Below are 24382 nucleotides of genomic sequence, written 5' to 3' on the forward strand. Positions count from 1 at the left end.
CGTCATGCTGATCGACTTCTTTTACACCCTGCGAGCGGCCAAGCTGCCCGTCTCGGTCAAGGAATACCTGACGCTGCTCGAAGCGCTGCAACGTCAGGTCATCGCGCCCTCGCTCGACGAGTTCTACTATCTCGCGCGGCTCTCGCTCGTGAAGGACGAGAAGCATTACGACAAGTTCGATCAGGCGTTCGGCGCGTACTTCAAGGGCGTGCAGCAAATTGTCGACGCCTCCGGTGAAGTGCCGCTCGACTGGCTCAAGAAGCGCATGGAGCGCGAGTTGTCGCCCGAAGACAAGGCGCGCATTCAGGCGCTGGGTGGCCTCGATAAGCTCATGGAGCGCCTCAAGCAACTATTCGACGAGCAGAAAGGTCGTCATGAAGGCGGCAGCAAGTGGATCGGCACGGGCGGCACGTCGCCATTCGGCAATGGCGGCTTCAACCCGGAAGGCATCCGCATCGGCGGCGAGAGCAACGGCAATCGCACGGCGGTGAAGGTGTGGGATCAGCGCAGCTACCGCGACTACGACGACACGGTCGAGCTCGGCACCCGCAACATCAAAGTCGCGCTGCGCCGCTTGCGCAAGTTCGCACGCGAAGGGGCGGCCGAAGAGCTCGATCTCGACGACACGATTCGCGCGACCGCTGCCAACGCGGGCTGGCTCGACTTGAAGCTCGTGCCCGAGCGCCACAACAATGTGAAGGTGTTGATGCTGCTCGACGTGGGCGGCTCGATGGACGACCACATCGCGCGTACGGAAGAGCTGTTCTCTGCGGCAAAATCCGAATTCAAGCACCTTGAGTTCTATTACTTCCACAACTGCGTCTACGACTATTTGTGGCGGCAGAACCGTCGGCGTCACAACGAGCGCTTCGACACGTGGGACGTGCTGCGCAAGTACCCGCCCGACTACAAACTCATCTTCGTGGGCGACGCGACGATGAGTCCGTACGAAGTGCTGCAACCGGGCGGTTCGGTGGAATACAACAACAAGGAAGCGGGTGCGGTGTGGCTGCGCCGCTTCATCGATCGCTTCCCCAAGCATGCATGGCTCAACCCCGAGCCCGAAGCGCTATGGCAATATCGGCAATCGATTTCGGTGATTCGCCAGCTCTTCGCTAACCGGATGTACCCGATTACGCTGGCTGGCCTCGAGACCGCCATGCGCACGCTCAGCAAGTAAGACCGGCCGCGCTGCGCGCCCACAAGAATAGACAAAGACGAGACACCCTTCCCATGACGTCCAGCACCCCTGCGCTGCCCCCATTGCGGCCTCTGGCAGACACGTCGCCCTCAGCCATCGTGGCTGGCTTCGTGGCGATGATGACCGGCTACACGAGTTCGCTTGTGTTGATGTTTCAGGCGGGCCAGGCCGCGCATCTCTCTGCGGCGCAAATTTCGTCGTGGATCTGGGCGCTGTCGATCGGCATGGGCGTGACCACCATCGGCCTGTCGCTGCGCTACCGCACGCCGGTCGTCATTGCGTGGTCGACGCCGGGCGCGGCACTCCTCATTACCTCGCTGCCGGGCGTGCCCTATAGCGAAGCCATCGGGGCGTTCATCGTCTGCAACGCGCTCATTGCGATCTGCGGGCTGACGGGCGGCTTCGAGACGATCATGCGGCGCGTGCCGCCTGCCCTCGCCTCCGCGCTGCTCGCGGGCATTCTATTTCGCATCGGGCTGGAGATCTTCGTCGCAGCACAGCACCAGACGGCACTCGTGCTCGCCATGTTCTTCACGTATCTGATCGTCAAACGCATCGCATCGCGTTATGCGATTCTGCTGGCGCTCATCGTTGGGACAGCGGTCGCGGGCGGGCTGGGCTTGCTCGACTTCAGCCACTTCAACATTGCGCTCGCAAAACCGGTCTGGACGACGCCGTCGTTCTCGCTCGCCGCCACCATCAGCATTGCCATTCCGTTGTTCGTCGTGGCGATGGCGTCGCAGAATGTGCCGGGGCTGGCCGTGTTGCGCGCCGACGGCTACAAGGTACCCGCCTCGCCGCTGATCTCGACGACGGGCATCACGTCGGTGCTGCTCGCGCCGTTCGGTTCGCACGGCATTCATCTGGCGGCGATTACGGCGGCCATTTGCACCGGGCGCGAAGCGCACGAAGATCCGAACAAGCGCTACACGGCAGCGGTCTGGAGCGGTGTGTTTTATCTGATCGCGGGCACCTTCGGCGCAACGATTGCCGCGCTGTTTGCCGCCTTCCCGAAGGCACTGGTGGTGTCGATCGCCGCCCTCGCGCTGTTCGGCTCGATAATGAACGGGCTGGCCAATGCGATGAGCGACACGAAGCAGCGCGAAGCGGCATTGATCACGTTCATGGTGACGGCGTCAGGCCTTACGCTGCTCTCCATCGGCTCGGCCTTCTGGGGCTTGATCGCTGGCGTGGTCACGCTCGCGATTCTCCAATGGCGACGCGACTGAGTCCGTACGCGCCCCTATCCATGCGGGGCGAAATGAGGGCATCGAAGTGATACCCGAAGTGATACCATTTCGCCCGCCACGCATTTCAATTTCAGGAGTAGCAAGACAATGGCAGTGATCGAACCGACCCCGGTCTTCAAGGAAAACCTCGCGCTGATGACCGCGAACGGCATCACCATCGACGGCATTGCGCGCATCGAACTGCGCGACGCCAGCGGTGGCGTCGTGGCCACCATCGAGAACGCACCGGGCAAGCAAGGCTCGCTCGCGGTGTATCACTATCTGAAGCAAGCCTTCGGTACGCTCGACGCCAAAGCGGCGGAGCACGGCCTGGCCGTGTTCGCCGAGCACACCGCCGATGCGCGCAACCGTCCGGGTGCGCACCCGAACGTCGACCGACTGCTGGCCATCGTGGCCGGTGGCGACGCGCTGACCATCGACGAGATCGCTGCCTGACGCTGATTCGGTTGATGCCGTAGATGCGACTGACGCGGCTAACGCGCTCATTCGCCTCACGCGTTTCTCGCGGCACCATGAAAAAACGCCAGCCTTTCGGCTGGCGTTTTTGCATCTGGCAACGTGTGCGACGTGACGTTAGATCGTCAGCACCGGACCGCCATCGCCATTGGCCGAGCGCAGTTGCTTGACCCAGCGCTTTGCAGGCAAGCCCGTGGCGGCTTCCACCACCTTGGCGCGCGCTTCCACGTCCTTCCACTCCACCGACAGCAGCGGGCCGTTGAAGGCCAGCACGATGACGTTGCCGTCATGCACTTCCGGGAATTCGATCACGCGATTGTCGAATGCCTGACGCAGGCGGCGGATGTTCTTCGGATAGCTGTCGTGATCGCCGAACAGGTTCATCGTGAGCATGCCCGGCGCGGTGAGCGCAGCACGGCAAGCCTTGTAGAACGCAGGCGTGTCGTGCACGGGGCCACGTGCCGTCGCGTCGTACAGATCGACTTGCAGCACATCGACGGTGCCTTGATTCGCGGCGTCGGTGACGAAGTCCCATGCGTCGGCTTCGATCACTTTGAGACGGCGCGAGTCGCTCGGCAGGCTGAACATCGTGCGCGCGGCCACCACCACGGCGGGGTTCAGTTCCACGGCAGTGACTTGCGTGCGCGGGAAATGCTGCGCCGAGAACTTCGTGATCGAGCCCGTGCCCAGACCCAGTTGCACCACATGCTTCGGGGCGCGCATGAACAACAACCACGCCATCATCTGCTGCGCGTATTCCAGCTCGATACGATCGGGCTTGGACAGACGCATCGCACCTTGCACCCACTCCGTGCCGAAATGCAGGTAACGCACGCCACCCTGTTCAGAAAAAGTCACCGGCGCAAAACGCGGCGTGTAACGACGGGCGGGGCGATCTTCTGCGACGAACGCTTCGGCTTCGATGGATTTGCGTTTGATGAGGGTCATGAGTCCTTCGGGGAGATTCGGGAAATTCCGATGGGTTCGCATTGTACCGGGTTCGTGCGGCACAACTCGGCACGCGACTTAAGCGAGCGGTGTCGTCGAAACGAAATCGCGTAGCGCGAGCCACGCGTCGCGCTTGGTCGCATAGGGAATCGTGTACGCCGGACTGCTTGAAGGCAGCAGCACGACGGGTATCGTCAAGCCGCCCTGCGCCAGCGCACGCTGGCCGATACGTGCCGCCGTGCCACCGTTGAATGCAACCGCGCGCAGCGACGGCAACGTCGCCATCAATCCAACAAGATCGCTGCCCGCGTCCAAGCGAATATTGCTATCGAGACTGCCTTCACGATGCGCTTGCGCCACCACATCCCACAAGCCGATGCCATGCGCACGCACCGTCGCGAGTCGCGCAGCGTAGTCCAGCGTGGGCAGCGGCTCGCCGATCACTTCACCGACGAGATGCCAGAACCGGTTTTGCGGATGGGCGTAGTACTGCTGATGCGCCAGCGACACCTCACCGGGCAGGCTGCCGAGGATAAGCACGCGCGTGTTGGCATCCACCACCGGCGGGAAGTTGCGCTTGAGATCGGGGGACGTAGTGGACATGAATCGCTCAGACGGCGGCGTGCGTCGAAGACGCCGACGACGCGAGATGCGACGCTTGCAGCCGGCGCCAGAAGCGCGGCAGAAACGCCTCGGTGACAAGCAACGGCGCCCCATGACGCAGAAACACCGAGCGACGCGCCCACAAGCGCGCACGCGGTGTGAGACCAATCAGCGGGTCGCGCGCATCGTGTCGCGCCCGTGCATGCAGCAAGTGACTCGGCCCTAACGGACGCGAGACCAGCACGGAGCGCGTCACCGTCGGGTCGTGATACAGCAGATCGGCCAGCGGCCGCGTACGCAGACGTCGCATCGCTTGCCAAACCGAGCGGCTGTGCACCAGCGGCGTGACGCTGTGCGCGACCACGACGGGCTCGTCGTCGACCAGCAAAATGACATCGCGCGCCCACATCGGCGTGCGCAACGGTACGCCGATGGCGCGGCATTGATCGGCGTCGGCGGGCATCACGCGCTCGGCGACGACGCGCACGCTCACGCGGCCAAGCGTCGACAAGTGACGCGTGAGCGCACCACCCCGGGTCAACCAGTCCTTATGACGGCGAGAGAGCGCCGGCGACGGGACAGCCTGCCAGTGCCGCCCGCTTACATCGAATCGGAAAGTCATGGCTCGGAATTATAAAGGGGCGACACCCGACGCGCGCGCCAACCATGCACCACTTGTGCCCCACGTTCTCGCCCAGCGCCAAATGCAAAAAGCCCGGCACCTTTCGATACCGGGCTTTGCTTCGATCGCTATCGCGCATCTATCGCACGTCTATCGCGTATCGATCGCTTCCCTACCGCGATATCGCCGCCATCAGCGTGCCGCCAGCAACAACGCGTTAGTGCGCTTCACGAACGCTGCCGGGTCTTCCAGGCTGCCGCCTTCGGCGAGCATGGCTTGGTCGAACAGCAGTTGCGTCCAGTCGGACAGATCGGCGCTCTCGGCGCTCAGACGCTTAATCAGCGCATGTTCCGGGTTGATCTCCAGAATCGGGCGGAATTCCGGCATCTTCTGCCCGGCCGCCTTCATCAGACGCTGCAACGTGCCGCTCATGTCCTGCTCGTCCGAGACGAGGCACGACGGCGAATCGGTCAGGCGGAACGTCACACGCACGTCCTTCGCCTTCTCGCCCAGCACGTCCTTCATCTTCTCGAGGAGCGGCTTGAGTTCGTCGCTGGTCTTCTCTTGCGCGGCCTTTTCGCCAGCGTCTTCGAGCGCGCCCAGATCCAGATCGCCACGGGCCACGCTCACCAGCGCACGGCCATCGAAATCATGCAGATACGACAGCAGCCACTCGTCCACGCGGTCGGTCAGCAGCAGCACTTCCACGCCCTTCTTGCGGAAGACTTCCAGATGCGGGCTGTGGCTCGCGGCCACCCAGCTCTCTGCCGTGACGTAATAAATTTTGTCCTGACCTTCCTTCATACGGCCGATGTAATCGGCCAACGACACGTTCTGTTCCGCCGAATCGCTATGCGTGCTGGCAAAGCGCAGCAGCTTGGCGATGCGCTCGCGATTGGCGTGATCTTCGCCGACGCCTTCCTTGAGCACCTGACCGAACGCACCCCAGAACTGCGTGTACTTGTCCTGCTGGTTTTCCGCCAAATCTTCGAGCAGGCCGAGCACGCGCTTGGCGCAGCCTTCGCGAATCGCCTTCACGTCGCGGCTTTCCTGCAAGATTTCGCGCGACACGTTCAGCGGCAAGTCGGCCGAATCGACCACCCCGCGCACGAAGCGCAGATAGTTCGGCAACAGTTGCTCGGCGTCGTCCATGATGAACACGCGCTTCACGTAGAGCTTAAGACCGCCCTGCGAATTACGGTCCCAAAGGTCGTACGGCGCATGCCCCGGCACATACAGCAGTTGCGTATATTCGCTACGCCCTTCCACACGGTTGTGCGTCCAGGCGAGCGGCGCCTGCATGTCGTGCGCAATGTGTTGATAGAACTGCGTGTACTGCTCGTCGGTAATTTCGCTCTTGCTGCGGGTCCACAGCGCGCTGGCCTGATTGACCGTCTCGTCGGTCTCGGCGGGCACCATGGCCTGCTTCTCTTCGTCCCACGTCTCGCCGCGCATCACGATCGGCAGCGAGATGTGATCGGAATACTTGCGGATGATCGATTGCAGTTGCCACGACGACAGCAGCTCGTCTTCGCCTTCGCGCAGGTGCAGCGTAATGGCGGTACCGCGCGGGGCACGCTCGATCGTCTCGACCGAGAAGTCGCCTTCACCGGCCGACGACCAACGCACGCCTTCCGATGCGGGCAAGCCGGCACGGCGCGATTCGACCGTCATGCGGTCGGCGACGATGAAGCCCGAGTAGAAGCCCACGCCGAACTGGCCGATGAGCGCCGCATCCTTCTGCTGATCGCCCGACAGGCGCGAGAAGAATTCCTTGGTGCCCGACTTGGCGATCGTACCGAGATGGGCGATGGCCTCATCGCGGCTCATGCCGATACCGTTGTCTTCGATGGTGAGGGTGCGGGCGTCCTTGTCGAACGACACGCGAATCTTGAGTTCCGGGTCCTGCTCATACAGCGCGCCGTCGTTGATCGCTTCGAAGCGCAGCTTGTCGGCGGCATCGGAAGCGTTGGAGATCAATTCGCGCAGGAAGATTTCCTTGTTGCTGTACAGCGAATGAATCATCAGTTGCAGAAGTTGCTTAACTTCTGCCTGAAAGCTCATGGTTTCTTGCGCCATGGTCGGGAACCCTCGTGAAACGGTGAGATGAATGGAAATTCGACGCTGTCCGCGGTCCGGCGCACTTGCGCACGCGCTGCCACTCTCGCGGTACAGCTCGGAACATAGGGACGGCCGGCCTTCATTTCAAGGCCGGCGGGAGGGTTATTTTGTGGAGAATTGTGCGAAGTTGGCCGAATTTGCGGCGCAGTGGGCAAACGCCCATCAGGCCGCGAGTTCCAGTTGCCGCGATAGGAAGGCGAGCATCGACGGGTCGCTCGAGCATGCGACGTTCATCCGCATCCACGTACTCGGGGCCTGACGCGGCGAGAACAGCGCCCCCGGCGCAAACAGGAAGCCCGCCTCGTGGCCAGCGGCTGCCACCGCGCTAGTGTCGACGCCGGTATTCGCCCAGAAGAACATGCCCGACGTCGGATCGCCGAACATGCGCAGGCCGATGTGTTCCAGACGCCGCCGCGCGCCATCGCGCACCTCGTCGAGCCGCGAACGCAGGCGCTCAACGTGACGGCGATAGTGGCCTTCGGTCAGCGCCTTGTACACGATGCGTTCATTGATCTCCGGCGTCGTCGACCCGGCGAGCATCTTGTAATCAACAAAGGTCTTTGCCAGTTCAGGCGAGCCCGCCACGAATGCCACACGCAGATTCGCCGCGAGTGTCTTCGAGAAGCTGCCGAGATAGATCACACGCTTTAACTGATCGAGACTCGCCAGACGCGCGACCTGCTGATGCGGCGGGCACAGATCGCAGTAGATATCGTCCTCGAGCACCATGAAGTCGTACTGCTCTGCGAGCCGCAGAATCTGGAACGCACGCGCGGGCGTTAGCGACGTACCCGTGGGGTTCTGCAAGATGGAATTAATGATCAGCATCTTGGGGCGATGCTGCTGCACTAGCCGTTCGAGCGCCTGCACATCGATGCCCTCTGGCGTGTACGGCACGCCGATGGGTGTCACGCCCTGCGACGCGCTGCGCCCGAACATCACGAACCACGCGGGGTCGCCGACCAAGACGGTGTCGCCAGCCCGGACGTACAGTTTCAACAGAAAGTCGACGGCCTGCGTAATGCCTGAAGTCAACACGATCTGATCGGGGCGCGCACCGATTTCCAGCTCGGCGAGTTGCGTCTGCAATTGCACGCGTAGCGGCAAAAACCCATGCGGACTTCCGCTCTGCAAGAGATACATCGTCGATTGGCGGCTCATCGAGCGAATGGCCGACGTCATCATGTCGGCGTCGAGCCAACTCGGCGGCAAATAGCCCATGCCGGGGCCGCGTTCGGGTGCCACGGTGTGGAGCATGCTGCGCACGAGCCAGGGCACGTCAATCGGCCCCTTCGCGATCATCGGCGCGCTGGCGTTTTGCTGCGCCATCACAGGCCGCTCGCGCACATAGAAGCCCGAGCCTCGGCGGGCTTCAAGATACCCCTGCGCGACCAGCCGCTCGTAGGCTTCGACCACCGAGAAGCGCGACACGCGCTTGTCTTCCGCGAGCGATCGAATCGACGGCATGCGCATGCCCGGCAGGAACACACGCTCCTCGATACGAAGACTTGCCCAATGCACGAGCTGGTCGACGAGTGTCATGCGCGCCGTATCGAGCGCGGCGTTGTCCGCCAGTGCCAGCGGAGAAATGCGGTTCGTTGTCATCGTCTTTCCACCTTGTCGGGATGGCTGGCGTAGCCGGTTGTGCCGGCGCCAGCGCTTGCGAAGCGTCGGGTGTTTGTCCCTCGCACTGGCGGCTGACCACCGCCCGTACCGAAAGTGTCTGCTTCGCATCACTCATGGGACGCCACTCTACGCTAGCCAATTTCCCTGTCAATCCCGAACTGTACAGTCAATTACCTGAATATCTGTACCGGTACTGTACCGGAGTTAACCGATAAAGTGTCCACTCAACTGGAGACCGCTATGCGTGAAATCCGACTCTTCGAGCTGGACGGGGACCAAACCGTGTTCTGGCAGAACGAAACGCCGCAGACGCTGCAAGTGTTGCAGGGCCTGCTTTGGCTGACGGTGGAAAACGAGAGCGTTGACCACTGGCTGCGTGCGGGCGAGAGCTTCGAGATGCGAGCGGGTCAACGAATTTGGCTTGGCACCTGGAAGGACGGCGCCCGCCTGCGTGTGAGCCAGCCGACGATGTCGCTGGCCGCCCTGCCGGGGCACCGCGCCCCGCGTCGATTGGGCTGGCGCCTGCTGTGGCGCGACGTGTCGGCACGGGTGGCTGGACGTACGCTATCGCGCGGGTAAGCGGCCGTTCGTGCGATCGGCCGGGTGTCTGAAAGTGGGCACGCGGCCGATTTGGATAAGGACACGCTGCATGAGCATCCACGCGGAGTAAGCTTACGGTTTTGCCGCGCGACACACCGACCAATCCGAGTATCCGTGTGCGCCATTGCCCGAGCCGAATCAGAACATGAGTGTTTCCAACTTCCCGCACCACGCCTTGAAACTCGACCATCTCGTCGTCGCTGCCGACACGCTCGATGCCGGTGAAGCCCACGTCATCGAACAATTGGGCCTCACCGACATCGTGCCGCAGCGCGGCGGCAAGCATGCGCGCATGGGCACGCACAACAGCCTGCTGGGCCTGTGGGGCGGCACGTATCTGGAAATCATCGCGATCGATCCGGACGCCCCGGCACCGGGTCGCGCACGCTGGTTCGGTCTGGACGACGAGGCCGTGCGCACCCGCGTGGCACGGGGTCCGTATCTGGCACATTGGGTGGCGCGCGTCGAACGTCCGCGCTCGCTGCCCCGCTGGCAAGCGCAGTATCCGCAGCGACTGGCCCCCGTCATCGCCATGCAGCGCGGCGCGCTGACGTGGCAGATCGGCGTGCCCGACGACGGCAGCCTGCCCGCGTGGCAAGGCGCGGGGCAGGGGCTGTTGCCGACGCTGATCCAGTGGGATACGCCGCAGCACCCAGCCGATGCCTTGCCCGAGACCGGCTGCGCAGTGACGTCGTTGCGCGGCTTTCACCCGCAGGCGGCGGCGATTGCCGATCAATTGCAATGGCTTGGCGCCAGCGCACTGGTCAATGTAGAGGCGACGCTGGTCGAACCGACCCTCGTTGCTGAATTTGAAACCCCGAACGGTCCGCGCACGTTGCGTTAGACCCTCCCCCGCGAGCGCCCGGCACAACGCATGGCGGGCGGCGACACGATAAAGAAACACTAGAGGCGACACCATGAATTCCCGCGAATCACGAGGCATGCTGCTCGGACTGATCGGCGTCCTCATCTTCAGCCTGACGTTGCCGATGACGCGCATCGTCGTGGCCGAAGTCAACCCGCTGCTCAACGGCCTGGGACGCGCGTTGGTGGCGGCGATCTTCGCGGGGGCGCTGCTGTGGTGGCGTCGTGAGCCGTGGCCGACCATGCGTCAGCTCAAGAGCCTCGCGATCACCTCGCTTGGCGTCATCATTGCTTTCCCGGTGTTCTCTGCATGGGCCATGAAGACGATCCCCGCCTCGCACGGCGCCGTCGTCAACGGCCTGCAACCGTTCTTCGTCGCGATCTACGCCTATTGGCTGGGCGGTGAACGTCCGTCGCGCGGCTTCTGGGTGTGCGCGCTGGCTGGCAGCGTGCTGGTGATTGCCTTCGCACTGCGTGCAGGCGGCGGCACCCTGCACGCCGCCGACGGCTTGATGCTGCTCGCCGTGGTCATCGGTGCCCTCGGTTATGCCGAAGGCGGCAAGCTGGCGCGCGAAATGGGTGGCTGGCAGGTGATCTGCTGGGCGCTCGTCGTCAGCGCTCCCGTGCTGGCGCTGCCGGTCGGTTGGCTGGCCTGGCACCAGCCGTGGCCGGTGAGCGCACGGGCGTGGGGTGCCTTCGCCTACGTCACGCTGTTCTCGCAATTCATCGGCTTCTTCGCGTGGTACGCCGGTCTGGCCATGGGCGGAATCGCACGCGTCGGCCAAGTACAATTGCTACAAATTTTCTTTACGATTGCGCTGTCCGCCCTCTTTTTCGGCGAACAGGTCGACACGGTGACATGGCTCTTCGCCGCTGGCGTCGTCCTGACCATTGCACTCGGCAAGAACATGAAGATCGGCGCCTCGCGACTCACGGGCAAACCGGTCTGAAGGCACTGCCCGGCGCCTGCGATCCCTGCGCCGGACACTGCCTGCCCCCTCGGGCGCGCCCATGCTGCTAAGCGACCGGCATCTACGCGCCCTGACACTCGCGGCCTGCCCGACTCCCCGACATCCGGGTGGCCGCCTTATCGAAGCGAGACCATCATGCATGATTGGCAATATTCCGAACGTGCCCGCAACCTGACCAGCTCGGCGATCCGTGAAATTCTGAAAGTCACCGAGCGCCCCGAAGTCATTTCGTTCGCTGGCGGCCTGCCCTCGCCCGCCACGTTCCCGGTCGCCGAAATGCGCGCCGCCGCCGAGCGCGTACTGACCGAGTCGCCGCAAGCCGCCCTGCAATACAGCGCCACCGAAGGCTATGCGCCACTGCGCGAATGGATTGCCAAGCGTTATTCGCGCGACGGTCTCACGGTCAAGCCGGAGAACGTGCTGATTACCACCGGTTCGCAACAAGGCCTCGACCTGATCGGCAAAGTCTTCATCGACGAAGGCAGCCGCGTGATCGTCGAAGCGCCGAGCTATCTGGGTGCGTTGCAATCGTTCTCGCTGTTCGCGCCCCAGTACGTACCGGTGCCGACGGATGAACACGGCCTGCTGCCCGACGCGCTGACGCCCGAACTCGTGAGCGGCGCACGCTTCCTGTACGCGATGCCGAACTTCCAGAACCCGACCGGCCGCCGCCTGCCGCTCGCGCGCCGCCAGGCGCTCGCGGAAGTCGCCAAGCGCGAAGGCTTCGCCATCATCGAAGACGACCCGTACGGCGAACTCGACTACGAAGGCCAGCGTCTGCCGAGCCTCATGTCGCTCGCGCCCGATCACGTGCTGTACATGGGCTCGTTCTCGAAAGTGCTCGCACCGGGGTTGCGTCTGGGCTTCATCATCGGCCCGCAACCGGTCATCGCCAAGCTGGTGCAGGCCAAGCAGGCCGCCGACTTGCACACGCCGAGCCTGACGCAGCGCATCGCTTACGAAGTGGTCAAGGACGGGTTCCTTGAAACGCATATCCCGTCGATCCGCACGCTCTACGCGGCGCAGGCCAAGGCCATGCTGACCTCGCTTGAGAAGCACATGCCGAACGGTGCCAACTGGACGACGCCGGCGGGAGGCATGTTCATCTGGTTGACATTGCCCGCGGGCATCGACACCATGCAGTTGCTGGAAAAAGCGATCGCGCAGAATGTGGCGTTCGTGCCGGGCGCGCCGTTCTATGTCGGCACCCCGCAGTCGAATACGTTGCGCCTGTCGTTCGTGACCGTGCCGCCCGAGAAAATCGAAGTGGGTGTCGCACGGCTGGGCGCACTGATCGCCGAAGCGTTGACGCGCCGCGCGGCCTGAGCCGGTCGCCGCCCTTTCAACGACTCTTCTGTTTCAATGACTTTGCAAGGAAGCCGTACATGTCCGTCTACGACAAACTGAAGCAACTGGGTATCGAACTGCCGACCGCCGGTGCACCGGCGGCCGCTTATGTGATGAGCGCGCAAACGGGTAACACCGTGTTCCTCTCCGGCCACCTGCCGAAGAAAGACGGCAAGATCTGGACCGGCAAGCTCGGTCAAGACGTGAGCGTCGAAGACGGCAAGGCCGCTGCGCGCGCCGTCGCCATCGAACTGATCGCCACACTGCACGCCCACACCGGCGACCTGAACAAGGTTAAGCGTGTCGTGAAGCTGATGAGCCTCGTGAACTCGACGCAGGAATTCACCGATCAGCATCTGGTGACGAACGGCGCATCGGAACTGATTGCCGAAGTGTTCGGCGACGCGGGCAAGCATGCACGCTCGGCCTTCGGCGTGGCGCAAATTCCGCTGGGCGCTTGCGTCGAGATCGAACTGATTGCCGAAGTGGCCTGATCGGTTTCACAGGTATCGGCTGACGCGATGACGATGGCATCAATGGCGTCATCGGCGTCAGAAGCAAAACAGGCACCCTCGGGTGCCTGTTTTTTTATGGACGCTCGCGGTGCGAAGCGCTACCGCGAAGCTCGGGAGATCACACCGGCTTGGTATTGCCGTAGGTCCGGCGCATCGCAATCGCCACACCCAGCGAGATGATGACTGCCACACTGAGCAGCGCCACAACACCATGCCAGCCATGCGCGCGCAGCATCACGCCCGAGTAGCTGCCGAGCAGGCTCGAGCCGATGTAGTAGAAGAACAGATACAGCGCGGAAGCAATCGCACGCCCTTCGGTCGCACGCCGTCCGACCCAGCTACTCGCCACCGTGTGGGCACCGAAAAAGCCGAACGTGAAGATCGCCAAACCGATCACCACGCCCAGCACCTTCGGGGCCAGCATCACCAGCAAGCCGACGAAGGCGAGCGCCACCAGCGCCCACAGCAGGCGCGCACGGCCCAAACGATCGGACAACGGCCCGGCGATGAACGACCCCACTACGCCGATCAGATACATCGCGAAAATCGCGCCGATGGCGGCATGCGGCAGTTGGAACGGCGCGGCGGCCAGATGAAAACCGAGATAGTTGTACACGCTCACGAAGCTGCCCATCATCAGCCCCGCAAACAGATAGAGCCCGAGCAGTGCCGGATCGCCCAAATGGCGGCGTGCGTGACCCAGAGCCTCGCGCACCGTCATATGGCGCGGCGTGAAACGGCGCGAATGCGGCAGACTGCGCGCAAACTCCAGCCCCATCGCCAAACACACCAGACCGATCACCGCGACCGACACGCGCCACGAGAACATATCGGCGACAAACGCCGACAGCACGCGCCCCGCCATGCCACCGAGGATATTGCCGCCGATGTACAACCCCATCGACATCCCCAGTGAGCGTTGATCGATCTCTTCGCTGAGATACGCCATCGCAATGGCGGGCAACCCCGACAACGCCAGCCCCTTGAGCGCGGCGAGAATCACGATGGTTTCAAAGTTGGTTGAGAACGCGCTGGCAAGCGTCAGTACCGACGAACTGAGCAGCGCAATCGTCATCATGCGTTTGCGGCTCACACGATCGGCCGCCACGCACGTCACGAGCAAACCGAGCGCCATCATCATCGTGGCAGCCGATACCGACCAACTCGCCTGCGCCGGGGTGATACCAAACGTCGTGGTAAGCAGCGGCAGCAGCGACTGCATGCAATACAACTGCGCGAACGTCGAAAAACCACCAAAGAAGAGTGCGCGGCTGATCACCGCATATTCGGGCGTGCCACGCGCCACGCCCGCAGGCAACTTGGGGGCAGCCGCCTGCGCCGGCGCAGCGCCGTTGGACAAAGGAAGGGAGTTCGTAGAAGCCATGATGCTGGCTCACCCGGAGGGAGCCAATTTAGGAGGGGTATAGCGCGATGATAGGTTTGCGCTTACCCCATGTCCAATATATATTTAAGCGTCGTTTCTATATATAAAAAAGATCAATCATATGGAACTGCGTCATCTGCGCTACTTCGTGACCGTCGCCGAAGAACTCCATTTCAGCCGGGCCGCCGCCCGGCTCAACATCGGCCAGCCGCCGTTGTCGATGCAGATCCGAGCGTTGGAAGACGAGTTGGGTGTGACCCTGTTCGAGCGCTCTCAGCGCCGTGTTTTTCTAACGACGGCGGGCCGCACGTTTCTCGTACGGGCACGGCAAATTCTGGCGGATGCGGACGCCGCGCGACAGGAAGTTCAGCAGATCGCAGGGGTCGATGCGGGCGAGTTACGGATTGCGTTCACCACGTCCGCGCCAATGACCAATTTGATGAAGCGAGTGCTGACCAGTTATCGGCAGCAATATCCCCGCGTCACGCTCACGCTGAGCGAATCGCCATCCGAGCGCCAGCTCGATGCGCTGGGCGAGCGCACGTTGGATATCGGGCTATTACGCCGTGCCGACGACGCCACGGCGGTCGCGGGGCTCAGTTTCGAAACGCTCGTGGACGAAGCCTTGGTGGTGGTGATGCATCAGGGGCACGCGCTGGCGGGACGCGCGAGCATCTCGATGGCCGATCTCGCGGGAGAAGCGTTCATCATGCACCCACCCGATGTGGGGACGGCCGTGGATGGGAAGATTCGGAAGATGTGCGAGCGCGCGGGCTTTACCCCACGCGTGGTGCAAGAAGCCCGCGAGTCGACGACGATCGTCGCACTCGCGGCCAGTGGCCTCGGCGTCGCGGTGTTACCCGCGGCGGTGCGCTGTATTCAGATCGAAGGGGCGCGCTTCATGGCGTTGACGGAAGCCGACGCCCATACCCCGTTGCTGCTCGCCAAGCGTCGCGACGACGCCAGCCCGTTAGTGCAAGCGTTCGTCGCGATGTGCCATGACGTGGCGGGACTTCAGGCGAGCGGCGCCGCAGACGCTCCCGCCCTTCGCACAACCACGTAGCGCTCAAGCCACGACGGTTCTGGCGAAATCACCCCCACTTGGGACTCACCCGCGCAGCGACGCGGCCAGGCCGATCACCACAACCCCCAACACGAGATTGAGGATCACGAGACGGCGCACGCCATTCACGGCCGCTGCGCCATCGGGCCACGACTGCGCTTGCACCGCGCGTTGCAGCCGCGGGAACAGCGCGAAGCGGATGTGGCCATACACCAGCATCATCAGCACGCCAATGCCAGCCATCGCATGCACCGGCCAACGGGCATGCAATCCCCCCATGCCGAGCATCATGTGGCCGCCCGAGAGCAAAATCAGCACGATGGCCACACCGACCCAAGTGAGAAACTTCGAGAGCGCCGCCTCCCACAACGGCAGGCGCTGCTGCGGCGGCAAGTCCAGCGACGCCGGACGCAGACACGCCAGCGCGAAGAACATCCCGCCGACCCACACCGCAACGCTCACCAGATGCAGGAACAGACTAAAGGCATAAACGCTCATGCGTGACTCCCGTCAGGATGCCGAAGGCGCGGCCGGCAACACCGGATCCAGCGAACGCGCCGTAAAGGTCGAGAATTTCACCGCAGGCGCACGCCCCTTGCGGGCACGTTTGCCGATGTTCGGCGCCAGCGCAGCGCCCGAAAGCGTCTCGGACTGCTCCTTGCCACCCCGCACGATGCCGTGAACCACCACACCTGCCTCGCTAATCGCCACCGCCGACACCAGCGTTTGCTTAGCATCGAGACCGATGAGCGTCACACCACGGCCACCGCCCGAAAGCGACTTCATTTCATCCATGCCGAACACGAGCAGGCGGCCATCGCTCGACAGACACGCCACGGCACTCGCCCCCGCCAAGATCCGCTGTGGCGGCAACGGTTCGGCCCCATCGTCGATCGTCATGAACGATTTGCCCGCCTTCAGACGGCTCACCATATCGCCGAGCTTCGTCGAGAACCCGAAGCCGTTCGTCGTCGCCAGCAACAGTTGCTGATCTGCCGACGCAGCGAAGTAGTGCAACAGTCGCGAACCCGATTCGAGTTCGATCAACGAGGTGAGCGGCACACCGTCGCCACGCCCGCCCGGCAACTGTGTCACGGATACGGAATACACCCGGCCGTTGCTGCCCCACGCGATAAACGGATCGACCGTGCGGCATTCGAACGTGCCATAGAGCGAGTCGCCTTGCTTGAACGCAAAGCCTTGCGCGTCGAGCCCATGGCCCTTAAGCGCACGCACCCAGCCCTTCGCCGACACGACGACCGTCACCGGTTCGTCGACCACACGGGCCTCGGCCACGGCGCGCTTCTCTTCCTGAATTAGCGTGCGGCGCTCGTCGCCGAACTGCTTCGCGTCGGTTTCGATCTCCTTGATAATCAGGCGCTTCATCGCGCTATCGTTCGCCAGCAAGTCTTCCAGCTTCGACTTCTCGTCACGCAGCGACGCGAGTTCCTGCTCGATCTTGATCGATTCCATGCGCGCCAACTGGCGCAAACGGATTTCGAGAATGTCGTCGGCCTGACGCTCGCTCAGATTGAACGTGCTCATCAGCGCGGCCTTCGGCTCGTCCGACTCGCGGATGATCCGAATGACCTCGTCGATATTCAGGAAGACGGCCATGCGGCCTTCGAGAATATGAATGCGGTCGTCCACCTTACCCAGACGATGGCGCGAGCGGCGCGTGACCGTCTCGAACCGGAAGCCGATCCACTCGGTGATGATGTCGCGCAGCGACTTCTGGCCCGGACGGCCGTCGGCCCCGACCATCACCAGATTGACCGATGCGCTCGACTCCAGACTCGTGTGCGCGAGCAGCATCGTGATGAATTCTTGCTGATCGATACGGCTCGACTTCGGCTCGAAGACCAGACGCACGGGGGCGTCCTTGCCCGACTCGTCGCGCACGGCATCGAGCATTGCGAGCACCGATTGTTTGAGGTTCTGCTGCTCCGGCGTGAGCGACTTCTTGCCGAGCTTCACCTTCGGGTTGGTGATTTCCTCGATTTCTTCGAGCACCTTCTGACCCGACGTGTTGGGCGGCAGTTCGTACACCACCGCCTGCCACTGGCCGCGCGCCATCTCTTCGATCTTCCAGCGCGCACGCACTTTCAGACTGCCACGCCCACTCTCGTAGGCCGCGCGAATTTCCGCCGGACTGGAGATCAGTTGACCGCCGCCAGGGAAATCGGGCCCCTGCACGTGCGTCATCAACTCGGCGTCGTCGAGCTTGGGGTTGCGAATCAGCGCGACCGCAGCGGAGGCGACTTCACGCAGATTGTGTGAAGGAATTTCCGTCGCCAGACCCACGGCAATACCCGACGCGCCGTTGAGCAGCACGAACGGCAGGCGAGCGGGCAGCAGTCGCGGCTCTTCGGTCGAACCGTCGTAGTTCGGCACGAAGTCCACCGTACCCGCATCGATTTCGTCGAGCAGCAAACGGGCGATCGGCGTGAGGCGCGCTTCGGTGTATCGCATGGCGGCGGCACCGTCACCGTCGCGCGAACCGAAGTTGCCCTGACCATCGATGAGCGGATAGCGCATCGAGAAATTCTGTGCGAGGCGAACCAGCGCGTCGTACGCGGACTGGTCGCCGTGCGGGTGAAACTTACCCAGGACGTCGCCCACCACGCGGGCCGACTTCACGGGCTTCGCATCGGAGGCGAGGCCCATCTCGTTCATCGCGAACAGGATGCGGCGTTGCACCGGCTTCTGACCGTCGCATACATCGGGCAGCGCACGGCCTTTCACCACACTGATGGCGTAGTCGAGATAAGCACGTTCGGCGTAGGCGCCGAGCGTCAGCGTGTCGTCATCGGACGGGGTCGAAAAGAGATCTTCTACTTGTTCCATAAAACCTGTGGGTTTGCTGCGAACGTTTGGCGAGGGTTCGGTTACACGTTGACCGCAAGATCATACCAAGCTCACTGGCACATTTCGGCAAAAACGCCACCGAATGACAAAGCAAGCCTGCGAATTAGGTGCCACGGCCGTGGTAGTTGCCGATTGGCGGTCTGCGTTTCGGACGAATCCGACTAACACCGATCGCAAATCGCCAGGGAGATGTTCGGAAAAAACTGAGTCAACTTGAGATGTGGCCGCACCCGGCGGCCGAGCGATGCATCCGTCCAACCGGGTGACGTTAGTCCGTCGTCGGCACCGATGGAATGGTGGGTGCTGTGACCTGAGCGTTCGGCATAGTAGCAGGCACGACCGGCAACCCCTGCGGCGCGCCCAAAATCACGTGGATACGGCCATCGCGCGACCCGCTGATATTGGCGCGCCCGCCCGGGATGCCGGTCTTTAACGTGCCACCGGCGAGTGCAGGTGCCTCGGGATTGAAGCGCCGATACAGTTCGAGCACGGCTGCCACGTACCCCTGCGTCTCGGCGTAAGGCGGAATCTGATCGGCGTGGCGTGCGACCGCGCCCTCGCCCGCGTTGTACGACGCGAGCACCAGTTCCAGCCGATCGGGATAACGTGCCTGCAAATCGCGCAAGTAGCGAGCACCGGTGAGGACATTCGTGCGCGGGTCGGCGAGCTTGTCGGCAACCGATCGGGTTGCGTCGGCGCGCACGCCGTACCGCTCGCCCGTGGTGGGCATGACTTGCATGAGTCCGACAGCGCCCTTCGGCGACACGGCGCTGCTGTCGAAACCCGATTCCGCAGCGATCACCGCTTTGAGCAACGCAGCGTCGACGTGATACCGCTCGGCCGCCTGTGCGATGACCGGGGCAAGCTGTTTCAAGTTGGGATGACGTGCGAGTGCGTCGTAGAGACGCGAACGGTCGGCACCGCTCACGATGCCGCTCTGTGCGACGCCTTGTGCAATGCGCAGATCGGCGTTGGCCCCGGAACTGACGACCAGACGAAAGCGTGAATCGAGCTTACGGGCGGCCAGATGCGCCACACCATTCTCGTCGACGTAGCCGTACAAGTCGGCGTGGGCGAGCGGCGCGGCCGTCAGCAGAACAGCTGCCAGCACGCGCCCTGCGAGGGGCCGCAGAGAGAACCATCGGCGCACTGCGTTGACGTTCGCTGTCACGCCGTGCGCCATCGAGCGAAAACTATTGTTGACCTTTGACATGCACCTTGATCGTCTGGCTCATGGCCGGACCGTACGACTGATGCGCCCCGTTGGCGAATTGCATCGTCAACGTATGATCGCCGGGCGTCAGATTGACCGTCGTCTCGGTCTGGCCTTTGCCGAAATGCAGGTGCGCGTCGTCGGTAGGCACGACCTGACCTGCGGGAACCGGATCGCCGTCGATGATGAGGTGGTGATGGCCGGTGTTAGGCGACATATCGCCCGCCGGTTTGATCGCCATCCCTTCGACGCCGAACTTGACCACGACCGGGTTGGTCACCGTCGCGCCGTCTTTCGGCGTAACGAAAAAGACACGTGCTGCCGGTGCCGCTGGCGCCGGCTGCGCCGATTGCGCGTAGGCTGCGGCGCTGGCGCCCAGCAGTGGGCTCACAAGCAACATCGGCACGACCATGCGACGCATGCTGACAGGCATAGAACGCAACATAACGTGACTCCCGGTGGGGTGAAAGGTGGATTATCCCACTATGTGGGCACTCACGCTGATCGGGCCGTCTGGCCCATTCAGCATGCGCGGACTACCGTCAAAACCGACCGTCAGATGTCGGCTTCGACCTCATTGCCCTTGGCCTCGAGCCAGCTACGGCGTTGTGCCGCCTCGCCCTTGCCCATGAGCATGTTCATGCGCGACACCGTTGCGTCGAAGTCGAGCGTGCCCAACGCCACCGGGCTCAGACGCCGCGTGTCGGGGTTCATCGTGGTTTCCCACAACTGCTCGGCACTCATCTCGCCCAGCCCCTTGAAGCGGCTGATCGACCATGCGGTTTCCTTCACGCCGTCCTTGCGCAGCTTGTCGAGGATGGCTTCGAGTTCGCCTTCATCGAGTGCATAGAGCTTCTGCGCCGGCTTCTTGCCACGGGCCGGAGCGTCGACACGATACAGCGGCGGACGCGCCACGTACACGTGCCCCGTCGCAATCAGTTGCGGGAAGTGACGGAAGAACAACGTGAGCAGCAGCACCTGAATGTGCGAGCCGTCGACGTCGGCATCGGACAAGATACAAATCTTGCCGTAACGCAGATTCGACAGATCTGGCGTGTCGTTCGGGCCGTGCGGATCGACACCGATCGCTACCGCGATATCGTGCACTTCGTTGTTCGCGAAGAGACGATCGCGCTCGGTCTCCCACGTATTGAGCACCTTGCCGCGCAACGGCAAAATCGCTTGGAATTCCTTGTCGCGCCCCATCTTCGCCGAACCGCCGGCCGAGTCGCCCTCGACCAGAAACAGTTCATTGCGCGTGATGTCTTCGGTTTCGCAATCGGTCAGCTTGCCGGGCAACACGGCCACGCCGGAGCTCTTCTTCTTCTCGATCTTCTGACCAGCGCGCGTGCGTGCCTGCGCCTGACGAATCACCAACTCGGCGAGCTTCTTGCCGTGCTCGACGTGATGGTTGAGCCACAACTCCAGCGCAGGACGCGTGAACGACGACACGAGACGCACAGCGTCGCGGCTGTTCAAACGCTCCTTGATCTGGCCTTGGAACTGCGGATCGAGCACCTTGGCCGAGAGCACGAACGACACACGCGAGAAGACGTCTTCGGGCAGCAGCTTCACGCCCTTGGGCTGAAGGTTATGCAATTCGATGAAGCCGCGCACCGCTTGAAACAGGCCTTCGCGAAGACCCGATTCATGGGTACCGCCAGCGGGCGTCGGAATCAGGTTGACGTACGACTCGCGCACCGGCGCACCATCTTCGGTCCACGCCACGACCCACGCTGCGCCCTCGCCTTCCGCAAAGCTGTCTTCGCTGCCGTCGGCGAAACGTTCGCCTTCGAACAACGGAATCAGCGGCTCGGCACCGTTGAGCGATTCGACGAGATAGCCGCGCAAGCCCTGCTCGTAAAACCACGTCTGCTCGTCGCCGTTCTTCTCCTGACGCAGCGTGACGCGCACGCCGGGCAGCAGCACGGCCTTCGAGCGCAGCAGGCGTTGCAGTTCGCTGAGCGGCAACGTCGGGCTATCGAAGTACTTCGTATCCGGCCAAACGGTTACCCGCGTACCGCTCTTCTTTTCGCCGCGCTGCGACGGGCGCGAATGCAGTGCAACGCTGACGTTGCCGCCATCGGCAAATTCGAGATCGGAGACCTGACCGTCGCGCCACACAGTGACCGCGAGTCGCGTAGCCAGTGCGTTCGTCACCGAGACGCCCACACCGTGCAGGCCGCCCGAGAACGTATAAGCGCCACCGGCGGCCTTATCGAACTTGCCGCCCGCATGCAGACGCGTAAAGACAATCTCGACGACCGGCACACCCTCTTCCGGGTGAATACCGACGGGAATGCCACGGCCGTCGTCTTCGACGCTGACCGAACCATCCTTGTGCAGCGTCACGAGAATTTGTTTACCGAAGCCACCCAACGCCTCATCCGAAGCGTTGTCGATGACTTCCTGAATCACGTGCAGCGGATTCTCGGTACGGGTGTACATGCCCGGGCGCTGCTTGACCGGCTCAAGTCCTTTCAGAACCTTGATGGAAGCTTCGCTGTATTGGGCAGGCGTGTTTTTTTTCGACATAGCGTGACTGAATTGGGGTACGGCACCCGGCGCTTATCCACACAAGCTGTGGACAACCACGGGGAAAACCCATTAACACATGAGAAAAGTGACGCTGGATCAACGACTTGCATTGCCGCGCCCACTTATTAGGCAGCCAACCGGTGAGGCGCGCCTCAAAAGTACAGGGCCGCGTCCAATGGATCGCGGCCTATTGTACTGTCACTCGTAACGCGTCAGCGTGACGAGTGACTCGGCAGAGGATTCGAACGCTCAGGCGCCCTCGCCACGCTGTTTGGCTTCAAGCACTTCCCAGCGTTCGAGCGCTTCGAGCAACTCCAGTTCAATCGCTTCGCAACGTTCGGACAGCGCCGCCCCCGCAGCCGGATCTTTCACAAAGACCGAGCCCTCTTCGAGCTTGGCAGTGGCATCCTTCTGCTCGGCTTCGAGTGCGGCAATGCGCTCGGGCAGACCGTCGAGTTCACGCTGTTCCTTGTAGCTCAGCTTCACCTTGCGGTTGGTGCTGCGCTTGGCCGCAGCCGCTGCGTCTTTCGACGTGTCTTCCACCGGCGAGCGTTGTGCGGCCAGCGCCAGCGAGCGCTCACGCTGCACCTGCCAGTCGGTGAAGCCGCCGACGTATTCGCGCCAGTTGCCATCGCCTTCGGCCGCGATCACGGATGTCACGACGTTGTCGAGGAAGGTCCGGTCGTGGCTCACGAGGAACACGGTGCCGCTGTATTCCTCGAGCAATTCTTCGAGCAGTTCGAGCGTCGGAATATCGAGGTCGTTAGTCGGCTCGTCGAGCACCAGCACGTTGGCCGGACGCGCGAACAAGCGCGCGAGCAACAGACGATTGCGTTCGCCGCCGGAGAGCGATTTCACCGGCGAGCGGGCACGCTCAGGCGAAAACAAGAAGTCGCCCAAGTAGCTCATCACGTGCTTGCGGGCGCCGTTGATCTCAATCCACTCGCTGCCCGGGCTGATCGTGTCGAGCAGGCTCTTTTCCTGATCGAGTTGCGCGCGCATCTGATCGAAGTACGCAACCTGAAGGTTCGTACCGACGCGAATCTCGCCGCTGTCCGGCGTGATCTCGCCAAGAATCAGTTTGAGCATCGTCGTCTTGCCCGCGCCGTTCGGCCCGACCAGACCGACCTTATCGCCGCGCATGAGCGTCGCCGTGAAGTCGCGCACGATCGCGCGGCCGCCGTACGACTTGGACACGTTGGTCAGTTCCGCCACGATCTTGCCGGACTTGTCGGCCTGTCCGACTTCCATGCGCACGTTGCCTTGCGTCTCACGACGCCCGGCACGCTCCGAGCGCATCGCTTTGAGTCGCTCGATACGCGACACGCTACGCGTGCGACGGGCTTCGACGCCCTTGCGAATCCATACTTCCTCTTGCGCGAGCAGCTTGTCGAACTTGTCGTTCTCGACGCGCTCGACTTCGAGCTGTGCGGCCTTACGTTCTTGATATTGCGTGAAGTTGCCCGGATACGAGAGCAAGCGGCCACGATCGAGTTCAACGATGCGCGTGGCCACGCGATCCAGAAAGCTTCGATCGTGGGTGATGAACAGCAGCGCACCGCGAAAGCCGATCAGCAACTCTTCCAGCCAGCGAATCGCGTCGAAGTCCAAGTGGTTGGTCGGTTCGTCGAGCAGCAGCACGTCGGGCTTGGCGACCCACGCCTGCGCGAGCGACACGCGCTTTTGCATCCCGCCCGAGAGCGCACCGACGCGAGCATGTCCGTCGAGGCCGAGCTGCGCGATAGTCGTTTCCACACGCGTCTTGAGCTGCCACGCATCGGCCGCATCGAGCGACGATTGCAATGCCATCAAGTGCGCGAGCAGTGCGTCGTGCTCGTCCCCTTCAGGCACATCTGCCAGCGCTTCAGCGGTGCGTTCGTAGTCCGAGAGCAGGCTATGCATGTCGCCAAGACCGAGCGCCACAGCATCGAACACCGACTGCTGCGCGTCGAACTCGGGTTCCTGCGGTACGTAGACCGTGTGAAGCGTGCCTTGGCGGGCGACCAGACCGTCGTCGGGCGCGGTGAGCCCTGCCACGATCTTGAGCAACGACGACTTGCCGGCGCCGTTACGGCCAATCAGACCAACGCGCTCCCCCGCTTCGAGCGAGAAATCGGCATTGTCGAGCAATGCGACGTGACCGAACGCCAATTGGGCGCCGGTAATGGAATACAAAGCCATGTGTCGGGAAA

General features: G+C 62.8%; 21 protein-coding genes. 9 read left to right on the top strand and 12 right to left on the bottom strand.

What is annotated here, in order from left to right:
• Positions 1-4 precede the first annotated feature (4 nt).
• The 3 genes from ACPWR9_RS14985 to ACPWR9_RS14995 all read left to right on the top strand — a co-directional run bounded on the left by ACPWR9_RS14985 (position 5) and on the right by ACPWR9_RS14995 (position 2886).
• The gene (locus ACPWR9_RS14985) at positions 5-1180 is read left to right on the top strand and encodes a vWA domain-containing protein (RefSeq protein ID WP_426298799.1); all 1176 of its coding nucleotides are present in this window, start codon (positions 5-7) and stop codon (positions 1178-1180) included.
• Between the two features lie 53 nt (positions 1181-1233).
• The gene (locus ACPWR9_RS14990; protein ID WP_426298801.1) at positions 1234-2430 is read left to right on the top strand and encodes a benzoate/H(+) symporter BenE family transporter; all 1197 of its coding nucleotides are present in this window, start codon (positions 1234-1236) and stop codon (positions 2428-2430) included.
• Between the two features lie 114 nt (positions 2431-2544).
• Complete coding sequence (locus ACPWR9_RS14995) at positions 2545-2886, top strand: DUF2322 family protein (protein ID WP_426299372.1); 342 nt, start codon at positions 2545-2547, stop codon at positions 2884-2886.
• A 138-nt stretch (positions 2887-3024) separates the two neighbouring features.
• Here the strand turns inward: ACPWR9_RS14995 and ACPWR9_RS15000 are convergent, their stop codons facing one another.
• From ACPWR9_RS15000 to ACPWR9_RS15020, 5 genes are all read right to left on the bottom strand, one after another.
• Positions 3025-3855, bottom strand: coding sequence for a spermidine synthase (locus ACPWR9_RS15000; protein ID WP_426298803.1), 831 nt, complete (start codon positions 3853-3855; stop codon positions 3025-3027).
• 78 nt (positions 3856-3933) lie between these two features.
• Positions 3934-4458 carry a DNA-deoxyinosine glycosylase gene (locus ACPWR9_RS15005; protein ID WP_426298805.1) on the bottom strand — a complete coding sequence of 175 codons (525 nt, stop codon included), beginning with the start codon at positions 4456-4458 and terminating at the stop codon, positions 3934-3936.
• A gap of 7 nt (positions 4459-4465) precedes the next feature.
• The gene (locus tag ACPWR9_RS15010; RefSeq protein ID WP_426298807.1) at positions 4466-5080 is read right to left on the bottom strand and encodes a chorismate--pyruvate lyase family protein; all 615 of its coding nucleotides are present in this window, start codon (positions 5078-5080) and stop codon (positions 4466-4468) included.
• Positions 5081-5272: 192 nt separating this feature from the next.
• On the bottom strand, positions 5273-7159 hold the full coding sequence (gene htpG / locus ACPWR9_RS15015) for a molecular chaperone HtpG (RefSeq protein ID WP_426298809.1): 1887 nt from the start codon (positions 7157-7159) through the stop codon (positions 5273-5275).
• Positions 7160-7363: 204 nt separating this feature from the next.
• The gene (locus ACPWR9_RS15020; protein WP_426299374.1) at positions 7364-8791 is read right to left on the bottom strand and encodes a PLP-dependent aminotransferase family protein; all 1428 of its coding nucleotides are present in this window, start codon (positions 8789-8791) and stop codon (positions 7364-7366) included.
• A 276-nt stretch (positions 8792-9067) separates the two neighbouring features.
• On the opposite strand from ACPWR9_RS15020, the gene ACPWR9_RS15025 reads away from it, so the two are divergent.
• From ACPWR9_RS15025 to ACPWR9_RS15045, 5 genes are all read left to right on the top strand, one after another.
• Positions 9068-9406 (top strand): DUF2917 domain-containing protein, encoded by a 339-nt coding sequence (locus tag ACPWR9_RS15025; RefSeq protein ID WP_426298811.1) that lies wholly within the window; start codon positions 9068-9070, stop codon positions 9404-9406.
• Between the two features lie 166 nt (positions 9407-9572).
• Positions 9573-10271, top strand: coding sequence for a VOC family protein (locus ACPWR9_RS15030; protein WP_426298813.1), 699 nt, complete (start codon positions 9573-9575; stop codon positions 10269-10271).
• Positions 10272-10344: 73 nt separating this feature from the next.
• Positions 10345-11241, top strand: coding sequence for a DMT family transporter (locus tag ACPWR9_RS15035; RefSeq protein WP_426298815.1), 897 nt, complete (start codon positions 10345-10347; stop codon positions 11239-11241).
• A 156-nt stretch (positions 11242-11397) separates the two neighbouring features.
• On the top strand, positions 11398-12588 hold the full coding sequence (locus tag ACPWR9_RS15040; RefSeq protein ID WP_426298816.1) for a PLP-dependent aminotransferase family protein: 1191 nt from the start codon (positions 11398-11400) through the stop codon (positions 12586-12588).
• Positions 12589-12647: 59 nt separating this feature from the next.
• On the top strand, positions 12648-13103 hold the full coding sequence (locus ACPWR9_RS15045; RefSeq protein ID WP_150678823.1) for a RidA family protein: 456 nt from the start codon (positions 12648-12650) through the stop codon (positions 13101-13103).
• Positions 13104-13242: 139 nt separating this feature from the next.
• Here the strand turns inward: ACPWR9_RS15045 and ACPWR9_RS15050 are convergent, their stop codons facing one another.
• Positions 13243-14508 carry an MFS transporter gene (locus ACPWR9_RS15050; protein WP_426298818.1) on the bottom strand — a complete coding sequence of 422 codons (1266 nt, stop codon included), beginning with the start codon at positions 14506-14508 and terminating at the stop codon, positions 13243-13245.
• Positions 14509-14629: 121 nt separating this feature from the next.
• Between ACPWR9_RS15050 and ACPWR9_RS15055 the strand changes: the two genes are divergently transcribed.
• The gene (locus ACPWR9_RS15055) at positions 14630-15571 is read left to right on the top strand and encodes a LysR substrate-binding domain-containing protein (protein ID WP_426298820.1); all 942 of its coding nucleotides are present in this window, start codon (positions 14630-14632) and stop codon (positions 15569-15571) included.
• A gap of 45 nt (positions 15572-15616) precedes the next feature.
• On the opposite strand, the gene ACPWR9_RS15060 is transcribed toward ACPWR9_RS15055, so the two are convergent.
• The 6 genes from ACPWR9_RS15060 to ACPWR9_RS15085 all read right to left on the bottom strand — a co-directional run bounded on the left by ACPWR9_RS15060 (position 15617) and on the right by ACPWR9_RS15085 (position 24371).
• The gene (locus ACPWR9_RS15060) at positions 15617-16069 is read right to left on the bottom strand and encodes a CopD family protein (RefSeq protein ID WP_426298822.1); all 453 of its coding nucleotides are present in this window, start codon (positions 16067-16069) and stop codon (positions 15617-15619) included.
• A 12-nt stretch (positions 16070-16081) separates the two neighbouring features.
• Positions 16082-18418 (bottom strand): DNA topoisomerase IV subunit A, encoded by a 2337-nt coding sequence (gene parC, locus ACPWR9_RS15065; protein ID WP_426298824.1) that lies wholly within the window; start codon positions 18416-18418, stop codon positions 16082-16084.
• Between the two features lie 289 nt (positions 18419-18707).
• Positions 18708-19652: a lytic transglycosylase domain-containing protein gene (locus ACPWR9_RS15070; RefSeq protein ID WP_426298826.1), complete on the bottom strand. Its 945-nt coding sequence runs from the start codon at positions 19650-19652 to the stop codon at positions 18708-18710.
• On the bottom strand, positions 19633-20097 hold the full coding sequence (locus ACPWR9_RS15075; RefSeq protein WP_174987772.1) for a DUF4399 domain-containing protein: 465 nt from the start codon (positions 20095-20097) through the stop codon (positions 19633-19635). The genes ACPWR9_RS15070 and ACPWR9_RS15075 overlap by 20 nt, the downstream gene beginning before the upstream one ends.
• A 110-nt stretch (positions 20098-20207) precedes the next feature.
• A complete protein-coding gene (locus tag ACPWR9_RS15080) occupies positions 20208-22187 on the bottom strand; it encodes a DNA topoisomerase IV subunit B (protein ID WP_426298828.1) in 1980 nt (659 codons plus the stop codon).
• A gap of 252 nt (positions 22188-22439) precedes the next feature.
• Positions 22440-24371 carry an ATP-binding cassette domain-containing protein gene (locus ACPWR9_RS15085; protein ID WP_426298830.1) on the bottom strand — a complete coding sequence of 644 codons (1932 nt, stop codon included), beginning with the start codon at positions 24369-24371 and terminating at the stop codon, positions 22440-22442.
• Between the last annotated feature and the right edge of the window lie 11 nt (positions 24372-24382).

Source organism: Pandoraea pneumonica (assembly GCF_049918595.1).
GTDB lineage: Bacteria > Pseudomonadota > Gammaproteobacteria > Burkholderiales > Burkholderiaceae > Pandoraea > Pandoraea pneumonica_A.

Bases quoted from the DNA above. Each gene is read 5' to 3' on its own strand.
- ACPWR9_RS14985 (WP_426298799.1), top strand. From the start codon at position 5: ATGCTGATCGACTTCTTTTACACCCTGCGAGCGGCCAAGCTGCCCGTC.
- ACPWR9_RS14990 (WP_426298801.1), top strand. From the start codon at position 1,234: ATGACGTCCAGCACCCCTGCGCTGCCCCCATTGCGGCCTCTGGCAGAC.
- ACPWR9_RS15000 (WP_426298803.1), bottom strand. From the start codon at position 3,855: ATGACCCTCATCAAACGCAAATCCATCGAAGCCGAAGCGTTCGTCGCA.
- ACPWR9_RS15005 (WP_426298805.1), bottom strand. From the start codon at position 4,458: ATGTCCACTACGTCCCCCGATCTCAAGCGCAACTTCCCGCCGGTGGTG.
- ACPWR9_RS15010 (WP_426298807.1), bottom strand. From the start codon at position 5,080: ATGACTTTCCGATTCGATGTAAGCGGGCGGCACTGGCAGGCTGTCCCG.
- htpG (WP_426298809.1), bottom strand. From the start codon at position 7,159: ATGGCGCAAGAAACCATGAGCTTTCAGGCAGAAGTTAAGCAACTTCTG.
- ACPWR9_RS15025 (WP_426298811.1), top strand. From the start codon at position 9,068: ATGCGTGAAATCCGACTCTTCGAGCTGGACGGGGACCAAACCGTGTTC.
- ACPWR9_RS15030 (WP_426298813.1), top strand. From the start codon at position 9,573: ATGAGTGTTTCCAACTTCCCGCACCACGCCTTGAAACTCGACCATCTC.
- ACPWR9_RS15035 (WP_426298815.1), top strand. From the start codon at position 10,345: ATGAATTCCCGCGAATCACGAGGCATGCTGCTCGGACTGATCGGCGTC.
- ACPWR9_RS15040 (WP_426298816.1), top strand. From the start codon at position 11,398: ATGCATGATTGGCAATATTCCGAACGTGCCCGCAACCTGACCAGCTCG.
- ACPWR9_RS15045 (WP_150678823.1), top strand. From the start codon at position 12,648: ATGTCCGTCTACGACAAACTGAAGCAACTGGGTATCGAACTGCCGACC.
- ACPWR9_RS15050 (WP_426298818.1), bottom strand. From the start codon at position 14,508: ATGGCTTCTACGAACTCCCTTCCTTTGTCCAACGGCGCTGCGCCGGCG.
- ACPWR9_RS15055 (WP_426298820.1), top strand. From the start codon at position 14,630: ATGGAACTGCGTCATCTGCGCTACTTCGTGACCGTCGCCGAAGAACTC.
- ACPWR9_RS15060 (WP_426298822.1), bottom strand. From the start codon at position 16,069: ATGAGCGTTTATGCCTTTAGTCTGTTCCTGCATCTGGTGAGCGTTGCG.
- parC (WP_426298824.1), bottom strand. From the start codon at position 18,418: ATGGAACAAGTAGAAGATCTCTTTTCGACCCCGTCCGATGACGACACG.
- ACPWR9_RS15070 (WP_426298826.1), bottom strand. From the start codon at position 19,652: ATGTCAAAGGTCAACAATAGTTTTCGCTCGATGGCGCACGGCGTGACA.
- ACPWR9_RS15075 (WP_174987772.1), bottom strand. From the start codon at position 20,097: ATGTTGCGTTCTATGCCTGTCAGCATGCGTCGCATGGTCGTGCCGATG.
- ACPWR9_RS15080 (WP_426298828.1), bottom strand. From the start codon at position 22,187: ATGTCGAAAAAAAACACGCCTGCCCAATACAGCGAAGCTTCCATCAAG.
- ACPWR9_RS15085 (WP_426298830.1), bottom strand. From the start codon at position 24,371: ATGGCTTTGTATTCCATTACCGGCGCCCAATTGGCGTTCGGTCACGTC.